The 17,390-nt window shown below is 67.5% G+C and carries 13 protein-coding genes; 4 read left to right on the top strand and 9 right to left on the bottom strand.

Annotated elements, in window-relative coordinates; all coding sequences use genetic code 11:
* Positions 1 to 110 precede the first annotated feature (110 nt).
* Positions 111 to 1,421 (top strand): OmpA family protein, encoded by a 1,311-nt coding sequence (locus AC5P76_RS01280; RefSeq protein WP_253120075.1) that lies wholly within the window; start codon positions 111 to 113, stop codon positions 1,419 to 1,421.
* Between the two features lie 25 nt (positions 1,422 to 1,446).
* On the opposite strand, the gene AC5P76_RS01275 is transcribed toward AC5P76_RS01280, so the two are convergent.
* The 4 genes from AC5P76_RS01275 to rluD are packed head-to-tail and all read right to left on the bottom strand — an operon-like array spanning position 1,447 to position 4,124.
* On the bottom strand, positions 1,447 to 1,863 hold the full coding sequence (locus AC5P76_RS01275; RefSeq protein ID WP_253120073.1) for a thiol-disulfide oxidoreductase DCC family protein: 417 nt from the start codon (positions 1,861 to 1,863) through the stop codon (positions 1,447 to 1,449).
* Positions 1,838 to 2,344, bottom strand: coding sequence for a DUF4166 domain-containing protein (locus AC5P76_RS01270; protein WP_429000976.1), 507 nt, complete (start codon positions 2,342 to 2,344; stop codon positions 1,838 to 1,840). Before AC5P76_RS01270 ends, AC5P76_RS01275 begins: the two co-directional genes overlap by 26 nt.
* A gap of 20 nt (positions 2,345 to 2,364) precedes the next feature.
* Positions 2,365 to 3,135 carry a peptidoglycan editing factor PgeF gene (gene pgeF / locus AC5P76_RS01265; protein WP_065175783.1) on the bottom strand — a complete coding sequence of 257 codons (771 nt, stop codon included), beginning with the start codon at positions 3,133 to 3,135 and terminating at the stop codon, positions 2,365 to 2,367.
* Positions 3,135 to 4,124 carry a 23S rRNA pseudouridine(1911/1915/1917) synthase RluD gene (gene rluD / locus AC5P76_RS01260; protein WP_053517019.1) on the bottom strand — a complete coding sequence of 330 codons (990 nt, stop codon included), beginning with the start codon at positions 4,122 to 4,124 and terminating at the stop codon, positions 3,135 to 3,137. Before rluD ends, pgeF begins: the two co-directional genes overlap by 1 nt.
* A gap of 113 nt (positions 4,125 to 4,237) precedes the next feature.
* On the opposite strand from rluD, the gene AC5P76_RS01255 reads away from it, so the two are divergent.
* Positions 4,238 to 5,125, top strand: coding sequence for an outer membrane protein assembly factor BamD (locus tag AC5P76_RS01255; RefSeq protein ID WP_053517021.1), 888 nt, complete (start codon positions 4,238 to 4,240; stop codon positions 5,123 to 5,125).
* A gap of 72 nt (positions 5,126 to 5,197) precedes the next feature.
* Here AC5P76_RS01255 and AC5P76_RS01250 read toward each other — a convergent pair whose 3' ends face one another.
* The 3 genes from AC5P76_RS01250 to sucC all read right to left on the bottom strand — a co-directional run bounded on the left by AC5P76_RS01250 (position 5,198) and on the right by sucC (position 9,110).
* Positions 5,198 to 6,832, bottom strand: a complete 1,635-nt coding sequence (locus AC5P76_RS01250) for an NAD+ synthase (protein WP_065181642.1) — start codon at positions 6,830 to 6,832, stop codon at positions 5,198 to 5,200.
* 208 nt (positions 6,833 to 7,040) lie between these two features.
* Positions 7,041 to 7,916 (bottom strand): succinate--CoA ligase subunit alpha, encoded by an 876-nt coding sequence (gene sucD, locus AC5P76_RS01245; protein ID WP_005418610.1) that lies wholly within the window; start codon positions 7,914 to 7,916, stop codon positions 7,041 to 7,043.
* A 24-nt stretch (positions 7,917 to 7,940) separates the two neighbouring features.
* Positions 7,941 to 9,110 (bottom strand): ADP-forming succinate--CoA ligase subunit beta, encoded by a 1,170-nt coding sequence (sucC, locus tag AC5P76_RS01240; protein WP_005418614.1) that lies wholly within the window; start codon positions 9,108 to 9,110, stop codon positions 7,941 to 7,943.
* A 330-nt stretch (positions 9,111 to 9,440) separates the two neighbouring features.
* Here sucC and AC5P76_RS01235 point away from each other — a divergent pair, with 330 nt between their 5' ends.
* Entirely contained in the window at positions 9,441 to 11,060 is a 1,620-nt protein-coding gene (locus tag AC5P76_RS01235; protein WP_053517024.1) for a sensor histidine kinase, read from the top strand.
* A gap of 54 nt (positions 11,061 to 11,114) precedes the next feature.
* Positions 11,115 to 12,488: a sigma-54-dependent transcriptional regulator gene (locus AC5P76_RS01230; RefSeq protein ID WP_053517026.1), complete on the top strand. Its 1,374-nt coding sequence runs from the start codon at positions 11,115 to 11,117 to the stop codon at positions 12,486 to 12,488.
* A 69-nt stretch (positions 12,489 to 12,557) separates the two neighbouring features.
* On the opposite strand, the gene pilB is transcribed toward AC5P76_RS01230, so the two are convergent.
* Positions 12,558 to 14,285 carry a type IV-A pilus assembly ATPase PilB gene (gene pilB, locus AC5P76_RS01225; RefSeq protein WP_053517028.1) on the bottom strand — a complete coding sequence of 576 codons (1,728 nt, stop codon included), beginning with the start codon at positions 14,283 to 14,285 and terminating at the stop codon, positions 12,558 to 12,560.
* A gap of 11 nt (positions 14,286 to 14,296) precedes the next feature.
* Positions 14,297 to 17,350: a fused MFS/spermidine synthase gene (locus AC5P76_RS01220; RefSeq protein ID WP_253120069.1), complete on the bottom strand. Its 3,054-nt coding sequence runs from the start codon at positions 17,348 to 17,350 to the stop codon at positions 14,297 to 14,299.
* Positions 17,351 to 17,390 lie beyond the last annotated feature (40 nt).

The raw sequence follows: 17,390 nt of genomic DNA, 5'->3' as shown, positions 1-17,390 counted from the left end.
TTCATTTCGCATTGACGCGACCTCCCCACAGTGGCGCCCCCAGAGCTCCTGCAATCGACAGAAGCCGCACCGTGCACGACTGCGTGCACATCACTCCGGGGATCCACTGCATGCACGCGTACGACCGTTTCATCGAAGAAGCCAGCCACCGCCTGGGACTGGGCCATCGCACCCGTTGGGTGGTTGATGTGATTGCCGGCTGGATAGCCTCCCACCCACGGGGACTGGACGGACTGGAGCAGACCTTCGAGCAGGCGGGCCTGGGGGTTCACTTCCGATCCTGGCGGCGTCCCGGGCAGCCGCCGCTGCCGGTGCTGGCCAGCGACCTGCAGCGTGCGCTGGGTGATCCGGTCATGGACCGGCTGGCCCGGCGCAGCAGACTGTCATCGGGGGCGTTCCGGGTCGTGGCCTGCGATCTGCTGCCGGGGCTGATCGCATTGACGTCCCAGCCCATCGAGCCGGCCCCTTCGGAGCCGCGCCAGCTGCGCAATCGCCCGCAGCGGCAGCGACCGCAGATGGCCGGCACCCTGCTCACCCCGCGGGTGCAGGGCATGGCCCTGCGCAGCCTGCTGTGGATGATGGCCGCCGTGGTCGTGCTCGGCGCTACCGCATGGCTGCAGCTGAAGGCACGCACGCCGCTGTGGACGCCACAGGCGATCGTCCGCGAACACGACGCGCGGCTGTTCCTGCACCAGCGCGGCACGCAGGTCTCGGTCCATGGCAGCCTGCCCAGCGACGCCCTGCGCCGCCGCCTGTGGAGCGCGTTGATTGCGGTGCATGGCGCAGGGCACGTCAGTGGCCGTATCGAGATCGATCCGCAGGCCCGGTCGCCGCGCTGGTTCGAGCGCCTCATCCGCACCCTGCCCTGCCTGCAGGGCGACGGACTGCGCCTGGAGTTCGCCGGCAACCAGCTGGATATCGACTCCACCGCCCTGAGCGAAGAGCGGCGCCTGGCGATCTCGCGGCAGCTCCGCCAGGATTTCCCCGCCCTGCGGATGAGTGGGCTGTGGGGTCCGGGCCGGGCGGCATTGTCGCGGCTGCCGGCCGATGCCGGCGCCGCGCAGCGGATCGCTGCGCTGAACCTGACCCGGCTGGAGTTCCATCCCGGCTCCAGCGAACTGCGCGGCAGCTCCAGCGAAACGCTGCAGGTGGTGGCCGACGCATTGCGCAGCACTGCGCCGGGCACACGGGTGGAAGTGGCCGCGCACACCGACAGCCAGGGCGCGTCCGAGGCCAACCGGCAGCTCAGCCAGCAGCGTGCGGACGTGGTGGTGACGGCGTTGCAGGCGCATGGCGTGCCGGCACCGACGCTGGTCGCGGTGGGGTACGGCGAGGAGCATCCGGTAGCCGACAACCGCAGCGAGGACGGCCGCGCGCGCAACCAGCGCATCGCCTATCGGCTGCTTGCGGCTCCGCACTGACACCGCGCGCGGACCGACCGGCGCATCAGTCCAGGAAACGGCCGGCCTGCTGCGTCGTCGCCAGCGTGCAGCGGTCGTGACGACCGAACCAGCGGTATCGGTTGCGGGCCAGCCTGCGATAGGCGGCATCCCGCCAGCTGCGCGGCAACAGGCGCAGCACGCCCGCCAGCCGCCATGCGCCTCCCAGCCCGGTCAGCACGCGCAGGATCGCGTCCGTGTCAGTCCAGGCGCCCTGCTCGTCCAGCAGCAGAAAGGAGCGCGGGTCCTGCGGATCCAGCCCATGGCTGCGCAGCAGCAGGCTGCCATGCGTACCCTGCATCGCTGCGAAGCGATAGCGCCCGTGGCGGTCCACACGCAGCAGGAAACGCACCCAGCGACTGCACAGCGCACAGACGCCATCGAACACGATCACTGCGTCAGTGCGGGTCGAGCCAGCCTTCATAACGGATCAGGGGTCCAATCCAGGGCAATGTCACATCAACCAGGAAAGTGTAGCGCTCTGCGGCCCAGGCCTCGCGGCAGCGCACGCCGTCGAACCAGCGCGTCGGCAGCGGCAGCAGGCCGAACACGCGGACGCTGCGCACCGACCAGTCGATGCCGCCTTCACACGCCCGCAGCTCGAATCCGAAGTGCACCGCACCGAGCTGCTCATGCAGACCGCCTTCCTGTGCCCACAGCCGCGACACCATCGGCCAGCGCCCGAAACGTCGCGCCCACTGCTCGCCTTGCCCGCAGGCGCTGAACACCACCTCGACCGGCAAGGCGTGCGCCTCCTTCGGCAGCCGCGCCAACGCGGCCAGCATGGGCACCAGCCAATGGCGGCCCCGTGCGATCCGCGCCTGCCCGGTACGGCGGCACGGCAGCGGCGCCGCATGCAACGCCTGCACCGGTGCTGCCAGGGTGGTGAAGGCCGGCCCCAGCACCTGCGCGAACAGCGGCACGGTCAGGGAGCGATCCAGGCCAGCGTTGCCATGCGGCCGGTGCGGCGGTCGCGACGGTGCGAATACAGGTCCGGATCGGCAATGGTGGAGATCGTGCCGCCAGACACCTGGGCCGGGTCCACGCCCACGGACTGCAGGCGCTGGCGGGCCAGTGCGAACAGATCGACCTTCCAGTGCCCCGCGCGGGTGGCCACGAAGGCGGCGGCCGCCGCCGGTTCGTGGCCGACGAAGGCCTGATACACCTCTTCGCCAATCTCATAGTCGGCAGGCCCTGCCGCCGGGCCCAGCCAGACCCGCAGCTGCGACGGCGCGGTGCGCATCGCGGCTACCGTGTGTTCCAGCATGCCATCGGCCAGGCCGCGCCAGCCCGCATGGGCCGCGCCCACTTCGCTGCCGTCGGCGGCGGCAAACACCACCGGAAGGCAGTCCGCGGTCAGGATGGCCAGCACCACCCCCGGCACCGACGTCACCGCAGCATCGGCCACCGGCTCGCTGGCCCCGGCCACTGGCGGGCCATCAAAGCGCAGCACGGTGGTGCCATGCACCTGGCGCAGCCAGTGCGGCGCGGAGGGCAGCGCCAGTCCCTGCTGCAGCAGTTGCCGGTTGTGTTCGACGTTGGCCGGCGCATCTCCATCGGCTGCGTGCCGGTTGCCCAGGTTGAACTGGGCAAAGGGTGCCGGCGAAATGCCCGCGCCGTGCCGGCGTGTGGTCAGCGCCCGCACGCCCGGCGGCGCCGGCCAGTCAGCCTGCAGCAGCGGCAGCGCGGTCGCCATCACCAGCGATCCCGCTCGCGCTCGGTGAAGGCCTCGCTGTCTTCGCGCAGCACCTTCATCAGGTGCAGCATGTCGTCCGGTACCGGCGCCGAATTGCGCACCGGCTCGCCGGTGATGGGATGCACGAACTCCAGCGTCTCGGCGTGCAGGGCCTGGCGCTTGAAGCCACGCAGCGCCGCCACCAGTTCGTCGCTGGCGCCCTTGGGCAGCTTCAGCGCGCCGCCATACAGCGGGTCGCCGATGATGGGGTGGCGCAGGTGCGCCATATGCACGCGGATCTGGTGGGTGCGGCCGGTTTCCAGCCGGCATTCCAGCGCGGTGTGCGCCCGGAAGCGCTCGCGCAGGCGGTAATGGGTGATCGCGTCCTTGCCGTCTTCGCGCACCGCCATCTTCAGGCGGTCGCGCGGATGACGGTCGATCGGCGCATCGGCGGTGCCGCCGGCCACCAGAGCGCCCATCACGATGGCCAGATACTGGCGGTGCACATCACGCGCGGCCAGCTGTTCGACCAGGGCCGTCTGCGCCTCCAGGGTGCGGGCGACCACCATCACGCCGCTGGTGTCCTTGTCGAGGCGATGCACGATGCCGGCGCGCGGCAGAACCGCCACCGACGGGTCGCGGTACAGCAGCGCATTGACCAGGGTGCCGCTGTGGTTGCCGGCACCCGGGTGGACCACCAGGCCGACCGGCTTGTTGATCACCAGCAGGTGCTCGTCCTCGAACAGCACGTCCAGCGGGATGTCCTCCGGCTGGGCATCGGTCTGGGTCTCCAGCACCACGTTCAGGGTCACCACCTCGCCACCGCGCAGCGGATCGCGCGGCCGCGCCTGGGCGCCATCGAGCAGGACGTCGCCGGCCTTGATCCATTCGGTCAGGCGTGAACGGGAGTACTCGGGGAACAGTTCGGCCACGACGGCGTCGAAACGCCGGCCGGCGGCGGTGTCGGGGACGATGGCCTGGCGGGCCGATTCGGAGGGTTGTTCAGACATGGCAGGGGGGTATCTTTGAAATTTTGGGGTCCCGGCGGTCGGTTTCAGTCGCAGGACAGGACACTAGGCTATCATCGACCCTTCGTATTCCAGACGCGTCCCGCCTTGACCCCATGATCCGACGCTCCGCCATGCTCTCCGCGCCCGTCCGCCTCACCGCCCTGCTGCTGGTGCTGGTCATCGCCGCCACCGGCTGCCATCGCGGCGCCAAGAAGGGTGATCGCCCCGACGAGGGGACGCCGGTCGAACAGCTGTACGAGAAGAGCCACACGCTGATGAAGGGGGGCAACTGGAGCGGCGCCGAAGCCAGCTTCCGTCGCCTGGTGGCCCAGTATCCCTACGGCCCGTACACCGAACAGGCGATGATCGAAACCGCCTACGCGCAGTACAAGGCCGGCAAGCACGACGATGCGGTGTCGAGCATCGACCGCTTCATCCGGACCTATCCGACCCATCGCAACATCGCCTACCTGTATTACCTGCGCGGCCTGGCCAACTCCAACCGCAATACGGTTTTCCTGCGTCGCGTATGGTCCCTGGACCCCAGCCGCCGCGATCTGTCCACGCCGCACCAGGCGTATTCGGACTTCAACATCGTCGTTGACCGCTACCCGAACAGCCGCTACGCCGCCGACGCCCGCCAGCGGATGATCGAGCTGCGTGACGTATTCGCCCAGCACGAGCTGGACAACGCGCTGTACTACATGCGCCGTGGCGCCTGGGTGTCGGCCGCTGGCCGCGCCAACTACCTGCTGGAAACCTATCCGCAGAGCGCCTTCCAGTACGACGCCGTGGCGGTCCTGGCCGACTCCTACACCCACCTGGGCAACAAGACCCTGGCCGACGATGCCCGGCGCGTGCTGGAGCTGAACCAGCCCGATCACCCGTGGCTGGCAGGCAACTGGCCGAAGTACCCCTGGATGATCCGCAAGCTCAACCCGTTCGCAGGCGAGAAGTCCGCCAGTACCGGCCAGCGCAACGCGCGGCTGGAAAAGAAGTAAGAAAAGGGCCCCGCAAGGGGCCCTTTCTTTTTGTGGGGCCCGCCATGGCCGGGCCCTGCGGAGGCGCGGGCCTCAGCCCTTGTAGCCGTTGCTGATCGGGTAGCGGCGTTCGCGGCCGAAGGCGCGACGGGAGACCTTCGGCCCCGGTGCGGCCTGGTGCCGCTTCCACTCGCTGATGCGCACCAGCCGCAGCACGCGGTCGACCACGGCCGCATCGTAACCGGCTGCAACGATCTCGGCGCGCGACTGCTCCTGGTCGACGTAGCGGTACAGGATGCCGTCCAGCACGTCGTAGGCCGGCAGCGAATCCTGGTCCAGCTGGTTCTCGCGCAGTTCGGCCGACGGCGGGCGGCTGATCACGGCCGGCGGAATCACCGGCGCGCCCCCCACGGTATTGCGCCACTTCGACAGACCGAATACTTCGGTCTTGTACAGATCCTTCAACGGCGCGTAGCCGCCACACATGTCACCGTAGATGGTGGCGTAGCCGACCGCATACTCGCTCTTGTTGCCGGTGGTCAGCAGCAGGCCACCGAACTTGTTGGCCAGCGCCATCAGGATCACGCCGCGGCTGCGCGACTGCAGGTTCTCCTCGGTCACATCCGGGGTTGTGCCCTCGAACAGCGGCGCCAGCGATTCCATCAGGCCCTTGAACGCCGGCTCGATCGACACCGCTTCCAGCTTCACTCCCAACGCCTGGCACTGCTCTGCAGCCAGATCGTTGGACAGGCCTGCGGTATAGCGTGACGGCAGGCGCACGGCAGTCACGTTCTCGGCCCCCATCGCATCCACCGCCAGGGCCAGCACCAGGGCCGAATCGATGCCGCCGGACAGGCCCAGCCACACCTTCGTGAAACCATTCTTGCGGCAGTAATCCTGGATGCCACGGGTCACCGCGCGCCAGGCCAGGGCGTCCATGCTCTCGTCGCCATCGTCCATCCAGACGTGAGGCATGAAGCGACGGCTGGCACCGTCGTACTCCACCACCAGCCACTGGTCGACGAACGCAGCGGCAGCCGGGTGCACCGTACCGTCGCCATCGGCCACCACCGAAGCGCCGTCGAATACCAGTGCGTCCTGGCCACCGACAACATTGAGATACGCGATCGCCGCACCGCTCTCGCGGGTGCGCGCGGCCAGCACGGCATCGCGCTGGGCGTGCTTGCCGCGCTCGTAGGGCGAGGCATTGGGCACCACCACCAGCTGCGCGCCAGCACGCACGGTATCGGCCAGCGGCTCAGCGAACCACAGGTCCTCGCAGATCAGCAGGCCCACCGGAATGCCGTCGACGTCGAACACGCAGCTGCCGCCATCAGGGTCGACGTCGAAGTAGCGGCGCTCGTCGAACACCGCGTAGTTGGGCAGCTCGCGCTTGCGATAGGTCTGTTCGACCCGGCCATCGCGCAGCACGCTGGCGGCGTTGTACACCACCGCGCCCGCCGCCTGCGGCCAGCCGACCACAGCGGTGATACCGCGGCAGGCAGCCGCAATGCGCGCGATCGCCTGCTCGCATTCGTACAGGAACCCCGGACGCAGCAGCAGGTCTTCCGGCGGATAGCCGCTGACCGCCAGCTCGGGGAACATCACCAGCCCGGCGCCATACTCATCGCGCGCCTGGCCGATCATCTCGATGATGCGCTCGGTATTGCCGGCGACATCGCCGACCGGAAAATCGAACTGCGCCATCGCGATGCGGATCGAAGCCATGGAAGGTCCAGCCTGTGGTTGCAATGGCCCATTGTAACGCCGCACCGTGTGCCTGCCGGGCGGACCCTGCGGGTAGCGCCGGGCCATGCCCGGCGGATGACTGCGCGACGCCCAGACGCAGAAAAGCCGCCCGGAGGCGGCTTTTCCAAAGCAAGCCGAGCATGGGCTCGGCTCTACAGATCGTGCCGGCCGGAAGCCGGCAACAACCTTACTTCACCAGCTTGGCGATGGCAGCGCCCAGGTCGCCCGGCGAACGCACGGTGACGACGCCAGCCGCTTCCATGGCGGCGAACTTGCCTTCCGCCGTGCCCTTGCCGCCGGAGGCGATCGCACCGGCATGGCCCATGCGCTTGCCGGCCGGAGCCGAGGCACCGGCGATGAAACCGACGACCGGCTTCTTCACGTGGTTCTTGATGTATTCCGCACCGGCTTCCTCGGCGTCGCCACCGATCTCGCCGACCATGATGATGCCTTCGGTCTGCGGGTCTTCGTTGAACAGCTTCAGGCAGTCAACGAAGTTCAGGCCGTTGATCGGGTCGCCGCCGATGCCGATGCAGGTGGACTGACCCAGGCCGACTTCGGTGGTCTGCTTGACCGCTTCATAGGTCAGCGTGCCCGAACGCGACACGATGCCGATCTTGCCGGGCTTGTGGATGTGGCCCGGCATGATGCCGATCTTGCACTCACCCGGGGTGATGACACCCGGGCAGTTCGGGCCGATCAGCACGGTGTCCGGGTAGGAACGGGTCAGCACGTTCTTGACGCGCAGCATGTCCAGCACCGGGATGCCTTCGGTGATGCAGACGATGACCTTGATGCCGGCAGCTGCGGCTTCCAGGATCGCGTCGGCCGCGAACGGCGGCGGCACGTAGATGACCGAAGCATTGGCGCCAGTGCTCTGCACGGCGTCGGCAACGGTGTTGAAGACCGGCAGGTCGATGTGGGTGGTGCCACCCTTGCCCGGGGTCACGCCGCCAACAACCTGGGTGCCGTACTCGATCATCTGAGTCGCGTGGAAGGTGCCCTGCTGGCCGGTGAAGCCCTGCACGATCACCTTGGTGTTCTTGTTAATCAAAACAGACATGGGAATTTCCTTCGGTGTCGTGGATCAGGCGGCGTTCTTGACCGCTTCAACGACTTTCTTGGCGCCGTCGTTGATGTTGTCAGCCGGGATGATGGCCATGCCGCTGTCACGCAGCAGCTGCTTGCCTTCTTCCACGTTGGTGCCTTCCAGGCGCACCACGACCGGCACCTTGACGCCCACTTCCTTCACGGCGGCGATGATGCCCTCGGCGATCATGTCGCAGCGGACGATGCCGCCGAAGATGTTGACGAAGATGCCTTCCACCTTGTCCGAGGACAGGATCAGCTTGAACGCTTCGATGACGCGCTGCTTGTTGGCACCGCCGCCCACGTCCAGGAAGTTCGCCGGCTCGCCGCCGTTGAGCTTGATGACGTCCATGGTCGCCATGGCCAGGCCGGCGCCGTTCACCATGCAGCCGATGTTGCCGTCCATGGTGACGTAGTTGATGTCCAGCTCCGAAGCGGTCACTTCGGTTTCATCTTCCTGGGACTTGTCGCGCATCGCGACCAGTTCCTTGTGGCGGAAGTTGGCGTTGTCGTCGCTGTTGAACTTGCCGTCCAGCGCGTACAGGTTGCCGTCGTCCAGGATCGCCAGCGGGTTGATCTCAACCAGCGCCAGATCCTTTTCGTTGAAGATGCGGTACAGGTTCACCATGATGTTGGCGAACTGGCCGGCCTGCTTGGCGGTCAGGCCCATCTTGAAGCCGATGTCACGGCCGTGGTAACCCTGCACGCCCTCGACGAAGTCCACATTCAGGGTGTGGATCTTGTCCGGGGTCTCGGCAGCCACCTGCTCGATTTCCATGCCGCCTTCCGAGGAGGCGATGTAGCTGATGGTGCGGGTGCCGCGATCCACCAGGACCGACAGGTACAGTTCCTTGACGATCTCACCGGCGGTGGTCACCAGCACCAGGTTGATCGGCAGCTCGACGCCGGCGGTCTGGTAGGTGGCCATCTTGGTGCCGAGCATCTTGGCCGCTGCGGCCTTCACGTCATCGACGGTCTTGCAGAACTTGACGCCGCCAGCCTTGCCGCGGCCGCCAGCGTGGATCTGCGCCTTGACCATCCAGGGGCCCTGGCCCAGCGACTGGGCGACTTCAACCGCCTCGTCCGGAGTAGCCGCGACCTTGCCGGCCGGGACCGGGATGCCGTATTCGGCAAGCAGTTGTTTTGCCTGGTATTCGTGGAAATTCATGCGTCACCGTGGGAATAGGAACGACCGCACGCAATTCCTCAGGGCCTCCGGGGGAGGCACCGGCACGGACCGCGGCGGGCCCACTATTGTGGCCGAGCCGGCGCCGGGGCGCAAAGAAGTCTGTACGCAGTACCGGATCCGGGCGGATTTCCGCTGTCATTCAGGCAGTTGCGGATCGCCGGCAGCCGCCCGGCCGCCCTCGCCACAGGCCGATTGCGCGACGCGGACCCGCGGCCGGGCATCGCCACGACCGTATACTGGGCATCTGCGTCCGCTCGGGCATGCCCGTCGCACAACCCAGATCCAGGCAGCCAGAAGGGGAGTTCCGGCGTGTCACCCAGTGCTTCATTGATCGACCGCATCGAATCGATTCCGCGGCGCGAGCTGTACTTCTTCGCCCTGTACCGGGTGCTGATCGCAGCCGTGATCGCCGCCCTGCTGTACAGCCCGTTGTCGATGATGGTCGGCGAGGCCCACCACCCGCGGCTGGCCTACACCGTCGGCGCGGCCTACCTGGCGTTGTCGCTGCTGGCCCTGGCGATCGGCCGCAACGAACGCTGGCTGCGGCCGATCGTGGTCACCGGCGTGCTGGTGGACATCATCGCCGCCATCCTGCTGGCCCACGCCCTGCCCGGCGCCAGTGCCGGCATCTCGATGTCGCTGCTGTTCAACATCGCCGCGGCCGCCACCCTGCTGCCGCTGAGCTGGGGTCTTGGGCTGGCCCTGGCGGCGAGCCTGGCAACGGTGGGCGAATACCTGTGGAAGCTGCTGGAGGGCGGCGACCCGACCCGCACCCTGGCCGAGCTGGCGATGTTCACGACCAGTTACCTGGCCCTGGCCTTCATCAGCTACCAGGTCGGCAGCCGCGCCCGCCGCAACCAGCAGCTGGCCAACCAGCGCGGTGACGAGGTGGCCAATCTGTTCCAGATCAACGAACTGATCATCCGCCGCATGCGCACCGGCGTGCTGGTGGTGGATGCCGACAGCCGCATCACTCTGGCCAACGAGGCTGCCTCGATGCTGCTCGGCGACAGCGACGGTGCGGGCGGAACCGGCCGCCTCGATCTGGCCAGCGTCGCACCCGAGCTGGCCCGTCGCCTGCAGCGCTGGCGCAACGGCTGGACCCAGGACGAACTGCCGCTGCAGCTCAATCCGGACCAACCCGAAGTGCAACCGCGCTTCGCGCGCCTGCTGGCCGGCAGCGAACTGGCCCTGGTCTTCCTGGATGATTCCAGCGTGGTGTCGCGGCGCGCCGAGTCGCTCACCCTGTCGGCGATGGGCCGCTTCTCGGCCAGCCTGGCCCATGAGATCCGCAATCCGCTGGCGGCGATCAACTATGCCGTGCAGCTGCTGGAAGAAGGTACCGGCTTCAACGAAAGCGACCGCCGCCTGCTGCAGATCATCCGCCAGCAGTGCCAGCGCACCAACGGCATCGTCGAGAGCGTGCTGGGCCTGGCCCGGCGCGAACGTGCCACGCCGGAGAACGTGGATCTGGTCGCCTTCGTGCGCCGCTTCGTGCTGGAGTACAAGCAGGGCCAGACGCTGGAAACCGACAGCATCGAACCGATCGTCAGCGACACCTCGGTGCCGGCGCAGGTCGACACCCGCCACCTCTACCAGGTGCTGACCGTGCTGGTCCATAACGCCCTGAAGTACGGCCGCATCGGCCAGCAGCCGGCCCGCGTGCGGCTGCGTGTGGCCCGGCACGAACGCAGCGCGGTGATCGACGTGATGGACCGTGGCCCGGGCATCCCCGAAAGCGTGGCAGCGCAGCTGTTCCGGCCGTTCTTCACCACCTCCGAGCACGGCACCGGGCTGGGCTTGTACATTGCCCGCGAATTGTGCAGGGCCAACCAGGCACGGCTGGATTACATCCCGGTGCCGGCCGGCGGCTCGTGTTTCCGCTTGGTCCTGCCAGGTCCGCACACCCTGCTGCCCGATGGTTCCTGATTCTGTGCGTCAAACATTTGTCGCTTTCAGCCCCCTCGTTTATCTTTTCCGCCCATGAACGAAACCCGCAGCGCCCTCGTCGTCGACGACGAACGCGACATCCGCGAACTGCTGGTGCTGACGCTCGGCCGCATGGGGCTGCGCATCAGTACTGCAGCCAACCTCGCCGAAGCGCGCGAGCTGCTGGCCAGCAATCCTTATGACCTGTGCATCACCGACATGCGCCTGCCGGATGGCAACGGCATCGAGCTGGTCAGCGAGATCGCCCAGCACTACCCGCGCACACCGGTGGCGATGATCACCGCCTTCGGCAGCATGGATCTGGCAGTGGAAGCCCTGAAGGCGGGCGCCTTCGACTTCGTCAGCAAGCCGGTGGACATCGCCGTACTGCGCGGACTGGTCAAGCACGCGCTGGAACTGAACAACAGCGAGCGGCCCGTACCGGGCCCCGTCGCCGAACAGGGCGCCCGGCTGCTCGGCAATTCGCCGGCGATGGACGTGTTGCGTGCCACCATCGGCAAAGTGGCGCGCAGCCAGGCACCGGTCTACATCCTCGGCGAATCCGGCGTCGGCAAGGAACTGGTCGCGCGGACCATCCACACCCAGGGGGCACGTGCTGCCGGGCCGTTCGTGCCGGTCAACTGCGGCGCGATTCCCGGCGAACTGATGGAGAGCGAGTTCTTCGGCCACCGCAAGGGCAGCTTCAGCGGCGCCCACGCCGACAAGCCCGGCCTGTTCCAGGCCGCCCATGGTGGCACCCTGTTCCTGGATGAGGTCGCCGAGCTGCCGCTGCAGATGCAGGTGAAGCTGTTGCGCGCGATCCAGGAGAAGTCGGTGCGCGCGGTGGGTGCGGCCAGCGAGGAACCGGTCGATGTGCGCATCCTGTCGGCCACCCACAAGGATCTGGCCGAGCTGGTCGAGGACGGTCGCTTCCGCCACGACCTGTACTACCGCATCAATGTGATCGAACTGAAGGTGCCGCCGCTGCGCGAACGCCGCCAGGATCTGCCGGAGCTGGCCGCTGCCGTGCTGGCACGGCTGGCCCGCAGCCACGGCCGCACCACGCCGCTGCTCGCGCCCTCGGCGCTGGAGGCACTGGCGCAGTACGCCTTCCCCGGCAACGTGCGCGAACTGGAGAACATCCTTGAGCGCGCGCTGGCCCTGGCCGAGGAAGACCGCATCGGTGTCGACGATCTGCGCCTGCCGCAGCACGCCCCCCGCATGCCCGGCAACGGCACGGCCGCCGAAGCCGTGGTCGATCTGCAGCCGGGCAGTGCCGCCCTGCCCTCGTACATCGAACAGCTCGAACGCAGCGCCATCCAGCGCGCGCTGGAAGAAAACCGCTGGAACAAGACCCGTACCGCCGCGCAGCTGGGCATCACCTTCCGCGCGCTGCGCTACAAGCTGAAGAAGCTGGGCATGGAGTAAGGGCCGCAAGGCCCTGCGGTCGGATCCCTTTCCGCAGGAAAGGGCTCCGACCCCGCCAGCACAACCGCGTCAATCCTTGGTAACGCGATTGATCTCGGCCAGGCTGGTCACACCCGCCGCGACCTTCCTCAATGCCGACTGCCGCAGGTCATTGACCCCGATCGCCTGCGCGGCTTCGGCAATCTGCAGCGCATTGCCACCGGCCAGCACGATCGTGGCGATCTCGTCGGTCATCGGCATCACCTGGTAGATACCGGTGCGGCCCTTGTAACCCTCGGTGCATTCATCACAGCCCACCGCCTCATGCAGCTGGATGCCCTCATCCAGCTGGGCCTGGGTGAAGCCCTCGGCCAGCAATGCATGCTCCGGCAGCTGCGCCGGGCGCTTGCAGTTCGGGCACAGCCGCCGCGCCAGACGCTGGGCGATCACCAGGGTCACCGAGCTGGTGATGTTGTACGGCGCGATGCCCATGTTCATCAGGCGCGCGATGGTCTGCGGCGCGTCGTTGGTATGCAGGGTGGACAGCACCATGTGGCCGGTCTGCGCGGCCTTGATGGCGATCTCGGCGGTCTCCAGGTCGCGGATTTCGCCGACCATGATGATGTCCGGATCCTGGCGCAGGAACGAGCGCAACGCAGCGGCGAACGTCATGCCGCGCTTGTTGTTCTGCTGCACCTGGTTGACGCCGGGCAGCCGGATTTCCACCGGGTCTTCCGCCGTGGAGATGTTGCGCGTCTCGTCGTTGAGAATGCCCAGCGCGGTGTACAGCGACACCGTCTTGCCCGAACCGGTCGGCCCGGTCACCAGCACCATGCCGTACGGCTTGTGGATCGCATCCAGGAACAGCTTCTGCTGGTCGGGCTCATAGCCGAGCTTGTCGATGCCCAGCTTGGCGGCACTGCCGTCGAGGATACGCAGCACGACTTTCTCGCCGAACAGGGTCGGCAACGTGCTCACACGGAAATCGATCTGCTTGGACTTGGACAGGTTGAGCTTGATGCGGCCATCCTGCGGCACGCGCTTCTCGGCGATGTCCAGCTGCGCCATCACCTTCAGGCGCGCGGCGATGCGCTGGTTCAACTTCACCGGCGCGCGCGCGACCATCTTCAACAGCCCGTCGATGCGCAGGCGCACGCGGTAATCGTCTTCGTACGGCTCGAAATGGATGTCCGACGCGCCCTTGCGGATCGCATCGACCAGCACCTTGTTGACGAACTTCACCACCGGGGTGTCGTCGCCCTTGGCATCGATGCCGGAGTCGCCACCCGCACCATCCTCATCGCCCAGGCCCACGTCGAGGTTGGCCATCCCCTCATCATCACCGCCCAGCGCGTCACCCAGCGTGTCGTGGCTGGCGTGCCACTGTTCCAGAGTGCGGCGGATCTGGTCCTCGTCGACCAGGATCGGCTCCACCACCAGGTTGGTGTGGAACTTGATCTCGTCCAGTGCGTGGGTCGGGTTGCTGGTGCCGACGAACAGCTTGCCGCCACGCTTGAACAGCGGCAGTACGTTGTGCTTGCGCAGCAGTTCCTCGCTGACCAGGCTCATCGCGTTCTGGCTGGCATCGAAGGTCGAGACGTCGAACAGCGGCATGCCGAACTCAACCGCATTGGCCGCGGCCAGCTGCGCTGCCCCCACCACCTTGTTCTGCGCGAACCACTGCGGCAGCGGCTGCCGCGCGGCGGCAGCCCGGGTCATGGCGTCGCGGGCGGTGGCCTCGTCCAGCGCACCATCCTGGACCAGGCGGCGCGCCAGCCCGGTGATGCCGACAAGGTTGGGGGATGAAACAACGCTCATGGGAGTCCTCGTTACTCGTGCCCTGACGGCCGGAATTCAGTTTCAGAAACGGGTCGCCGGCCCATAGCGGCCAGGTAGCTCAGCAAACGCAGTGGTCCGTTTCCTCGCGCATCGGGCGCGAGCGCCTTCCAGTACTGGTCCGTCAGTTGCCGCGACGCCGTGGTATCCCCCAGCTGCCGCGCAGCGTGCTGCATTGCACCGAACAGATAATAGCCGGTGGCCGGGTCGGCCAGCAGCGTCGGCGCATGCTCGCTGCCCAACAATCGCCGGCCTTCCGTGAGTACAGCGTGGTGGTCGTCGGTGGCCGCGGCGGCAACCAGGGCAAGGCTGGCGGACACGACGGGATCTGCCGGGGTGCAGTCCATCCAGTCGCGCTGCGCCCAGAGGGCCGCCCGCTGCGCTGCCGGCAGGAACGGGATCGTTTCTCCGGCCAGCACGAACAGCAGTTCTGCGGTTTCGGTGGGTACCTGGTCAAGTTCGCAGCGATCTGTCATGCCCCGCAGCGCATGTGCACGCAGCCAGTTGCCGGCGCCAATAGAACCGTGTGCGACCACGCTCCCCTGCAGCACGTCGTACACGGCGCGCGCCGTGGGACGCTTGTCGTCGAGACCCGAGGCCGCCTGAGAAGGATCATTCGACGCCCCCCGGTCAGGAACCTGCTGCGAACGCGCGACGATGGGCCAAGGGGCGGTCATCACCTGCTGGAAATCACGGGTGAACGCCCCTTGGAAGCGTGCCACCGGGGCATTCAACTTCAAGGTCGGGAAGTAATCGGAATTGCGCGCGGCCGGATACAGAGGAACGAAGGCGCGCAGCGCTGCGTCATCCATGGACAGGGCGTTCTCCAGATCGGCCACCGAATGCACGCCGATCCGCGCCAGTTCCCCGCGCAGCTGCGGCTGCTGGAACAGGCTGCCCTTCATCGGCGGCAACGTGCCCTTCGGCGTCGCCACCAGGATCAGGTCGCCACGATTGGCCAGGTATGCGCGCACATCGGAGAACTGTTCCAGCAGCCCCGCCAGTACCGAGCTGACCAGTTCGGGGGTGATCTCATACAGCTGCAGCCACTGCACGAACACGCCACCTTCGTTGAGCTGCTGTGGCACGAACGCATAGAACTCATCGCTGAACAGCGCCGCCGTTCCACCCACCCAGGGATTGGACGGCTCGGAAATGATCAGATCGTACTTGCGCGGACTGGCGGCGAAATAGGACTTCGCATCGTCGATCACCACGTGCGAGCGCGGATCGTTGAAGGCGCGCTCGACACGCTCGCCGAACAGACGCGCGCCCTCCACCATGGCCGGCTCGATCTCCACCGTTTCCACGCGCCCGACGCGCTGGTCGCCCAACAGCGTGTGCGTGCTGAGCCCGGATCCGAAACCGATCACACCGACGCGCTGGTAATCATCGCGCAGCGCCAACGGCAGAGCCGCCAGCAGGATCATGGTCGATTCGTCGCTGGTGGGTGCCTGTGCCATCGACACGGCCATGCCTGCATCCACTTTGCCGTTGGTGGCGATGGCACGCATGCGGCCGATCGGCTGGGTGCTTTCATAGACCGCCACGGTGGCCGTCTGCCCATCGCGCGAGAACAGCATCGTGGCGGTATCCGCCAGACGGGCCGTGCCATGGCGGTACACCGACGAATTCAGCACCAGCGGATCGAAGCGGACCAGCACGACGGCCGCCACTACGCCAGCGACACCCAGCGCGCCAGCCTGCCACAGTGGCGAGCGCAGACGGCCCGGAGCCGCAAGCCGAAGGCGCTGCAGCAGCACCAGGCCCAGCACGATGTCGACCACCGCCGCGACCAGCAGCGCGTACTTCAGCCCCAGCAGCGGCATCAGCAGATGGATGGCCGCCAGCACACCGACGATCGCGCCGAGCGTATTGAACGCATAGGCCTGGCCGATCGCGCGCTCGCCCTGCCCGGCGCGCAGCAGCGCCAGGGTCAGCAACGGCAGCGTCATGCCGGCGAAGAACGCCGCCGGGAACATCACCAGGCCGGCAATGGCGGCACTGGCCACGTTGTACAGCACGTAGCCATCCGCACTGCGCACGATGACCCGCATCAGCCAGCCGACCCAATCGAAGGCCTGCGCATAGACGAACATCGAGGCCAGCGCCGCCAGCCCCATCCACACCTGGACCCAGCCGGCGACGCGCAGGGGCGACGGCATCCGGTCGGCGCGGCGGCGCAGCCACAGGCCACCGAAGGCGATGCCGAGGATGAACGCCGCCAGCATCAGCTCGAACGAATGCAGCGTGGTGCCGAGTGCGAGCGACAGCATGCGCACCCAGGTGATTTCGTAGACGAAGGATGACGCGCCGGTCGCCGCCGCGACCAGCAGCACCAGCCGCACCGGCACTGCAGTCTCCGGTCGTACGCCGCCGGCAGCCGGCGCGGCGGAGGCCACTACCGCAGGCGCGCTGCCGTCGCGGGCCAGTGGATAGACCAGGATGGCCACCACGATGTTGAGCAGGCCGGCACTGAGGACGGTGCCCGGCAGCCCTACCGCCGGCAGCAGCGCGTAGGTCGCCACCAGGGCGCCGGCGGCCGCGCCCAGGCTGTTGGCGAAATAGAGCCCGGCCAGCACCTCACCCTGCGACCCGGGCTGCAGGCGCATGCAACCCGCACTCATCAGCGGGAAGGTCGCGCCCAGCAGGATGCATTGCGGCAGCACCAGGGCCGTGGCCAGCGCCCAGCGCAGCGCCGTGGACGAGGTGCCCTCCATGCCCGGCATGAGGTGGGTGTACGCCCAGCCGGTCACGCCCTGGAACAGCCCGTCGAAACCGATGCCCAGCACCCCGATCACCAGCTCGATGACCGCGTAGGCCAGCAGCGGCCGGCGCAGCAGCGCACTGCGGCGGCTGACCAGCCACGCCCCCAGCGCCATGCCGCCCATGAACAGGATCAGCACCAGCGATTGCGCGTGCGAGGAATGCCCCAGGAACAGCCCCAGGTACTGCGTCCAGATGGACTGGTAGATCAGCCCGGCGAAGCCGGAGAGCACGAAGATCAGAAGCAGCCATGGGCCATGGCTGAATGAAGGACGGCGCATTGCGAACTCCCCAGTCGCACGGTCGATTTCAACAGAAGAA

This window comes from Stenotrophomonas sp. YJH_SMC_36 (assembly GCF_059369935.1).
The sequence above is the reverse complement of the archived record's forward strand: the minus strand, read 5'-3'. Positions and strand labels throughout refer to the sequence as shown.

What these genes read in the sequence shown, in the direction of transcription:
- rluD (WP_053517019.1), bottom strand. Translation starts at nt 4,124, where the DNA reads ATGTCTGAACAACCCTCCGAATCGGCCCGCCAGGCCATCGTCCCCGAC.
- AC5P76_RS01230 (WP_053517026.1), top strand. Translation starts at nt 11,115, where the DNA reads ATGAACGAAACCCGCAGCGCCCTCGTCGTCGACGACGAACGCGACATC.
- sucD (WP_005418610.1), bottom strand. Translation starts at nt 7,916, where the DNA reads ATGTCTGTTTTGATTAACAAGAACACCAAGGTGATCGTGCAGGGCTTC.
- AC5P76_RS01280 (WP_253120075.1), top strand. Translation starts at nt 111, where the DNA reads ATGCACGCGTACGACCGTTTCATCGAAGAAGCCAGCCACCGCCTGGGA.
- AC5P76_RS01250 (WP_065181642.1), bottom strand. Translation starts at nt 6,832, where the DNA reads ATGGCTTCGATCCGCATCGCGATGGCGCAGTTCGATTTTCCGGTCGGC.
- sucC (WP_005418614.1), bottom strand. Translation starts at nt 9,110, where the DNA reads ATGAATTTCCACGAATACCAGGCAAAACAACTGCTTGCCGAATACGGC.
- AC5P76_RS01220 (WP_253120069.1), bottom strand. Translation starts at nt 17,350, where the DNA reads ATGCGCCGTCCTTCATTCAGCCATGGCCCATGGCTGCTTCTGATCTTC.
- pilB (WP_053517028.1), bottom strand. Translation starts at nt 14,285, where the DNA reads ATGAGCGTTGTTTCATCCCCCAACCTTGTCGGCATCACCGGGCTGGCG.
- pgeF (WP_065175783.1), bottom strand. Translation starts at nt 3,135, where the DNA reads ATGGCGACCGCGCTGCCGCTGCTGCAGGCTGACTGGCCGGCGCCGCCG.
- AC5P76_RS01275 (WP_253120073.1), bottom strand. Translation starts at nt 1,863, where the DNA reads ATGAAGGCTGGCTCGACCCGCACTGACGCAGTGATCGTGTTCGATGGC.
- AC5P76_RS01255 (WP_053517021.1), top strand. Translation starts at nt 4,238, where the DNA reads ATGATCCGACGCTCCGCCATGCTCTCCGCGCCCGTCCGCCTCACCGCC.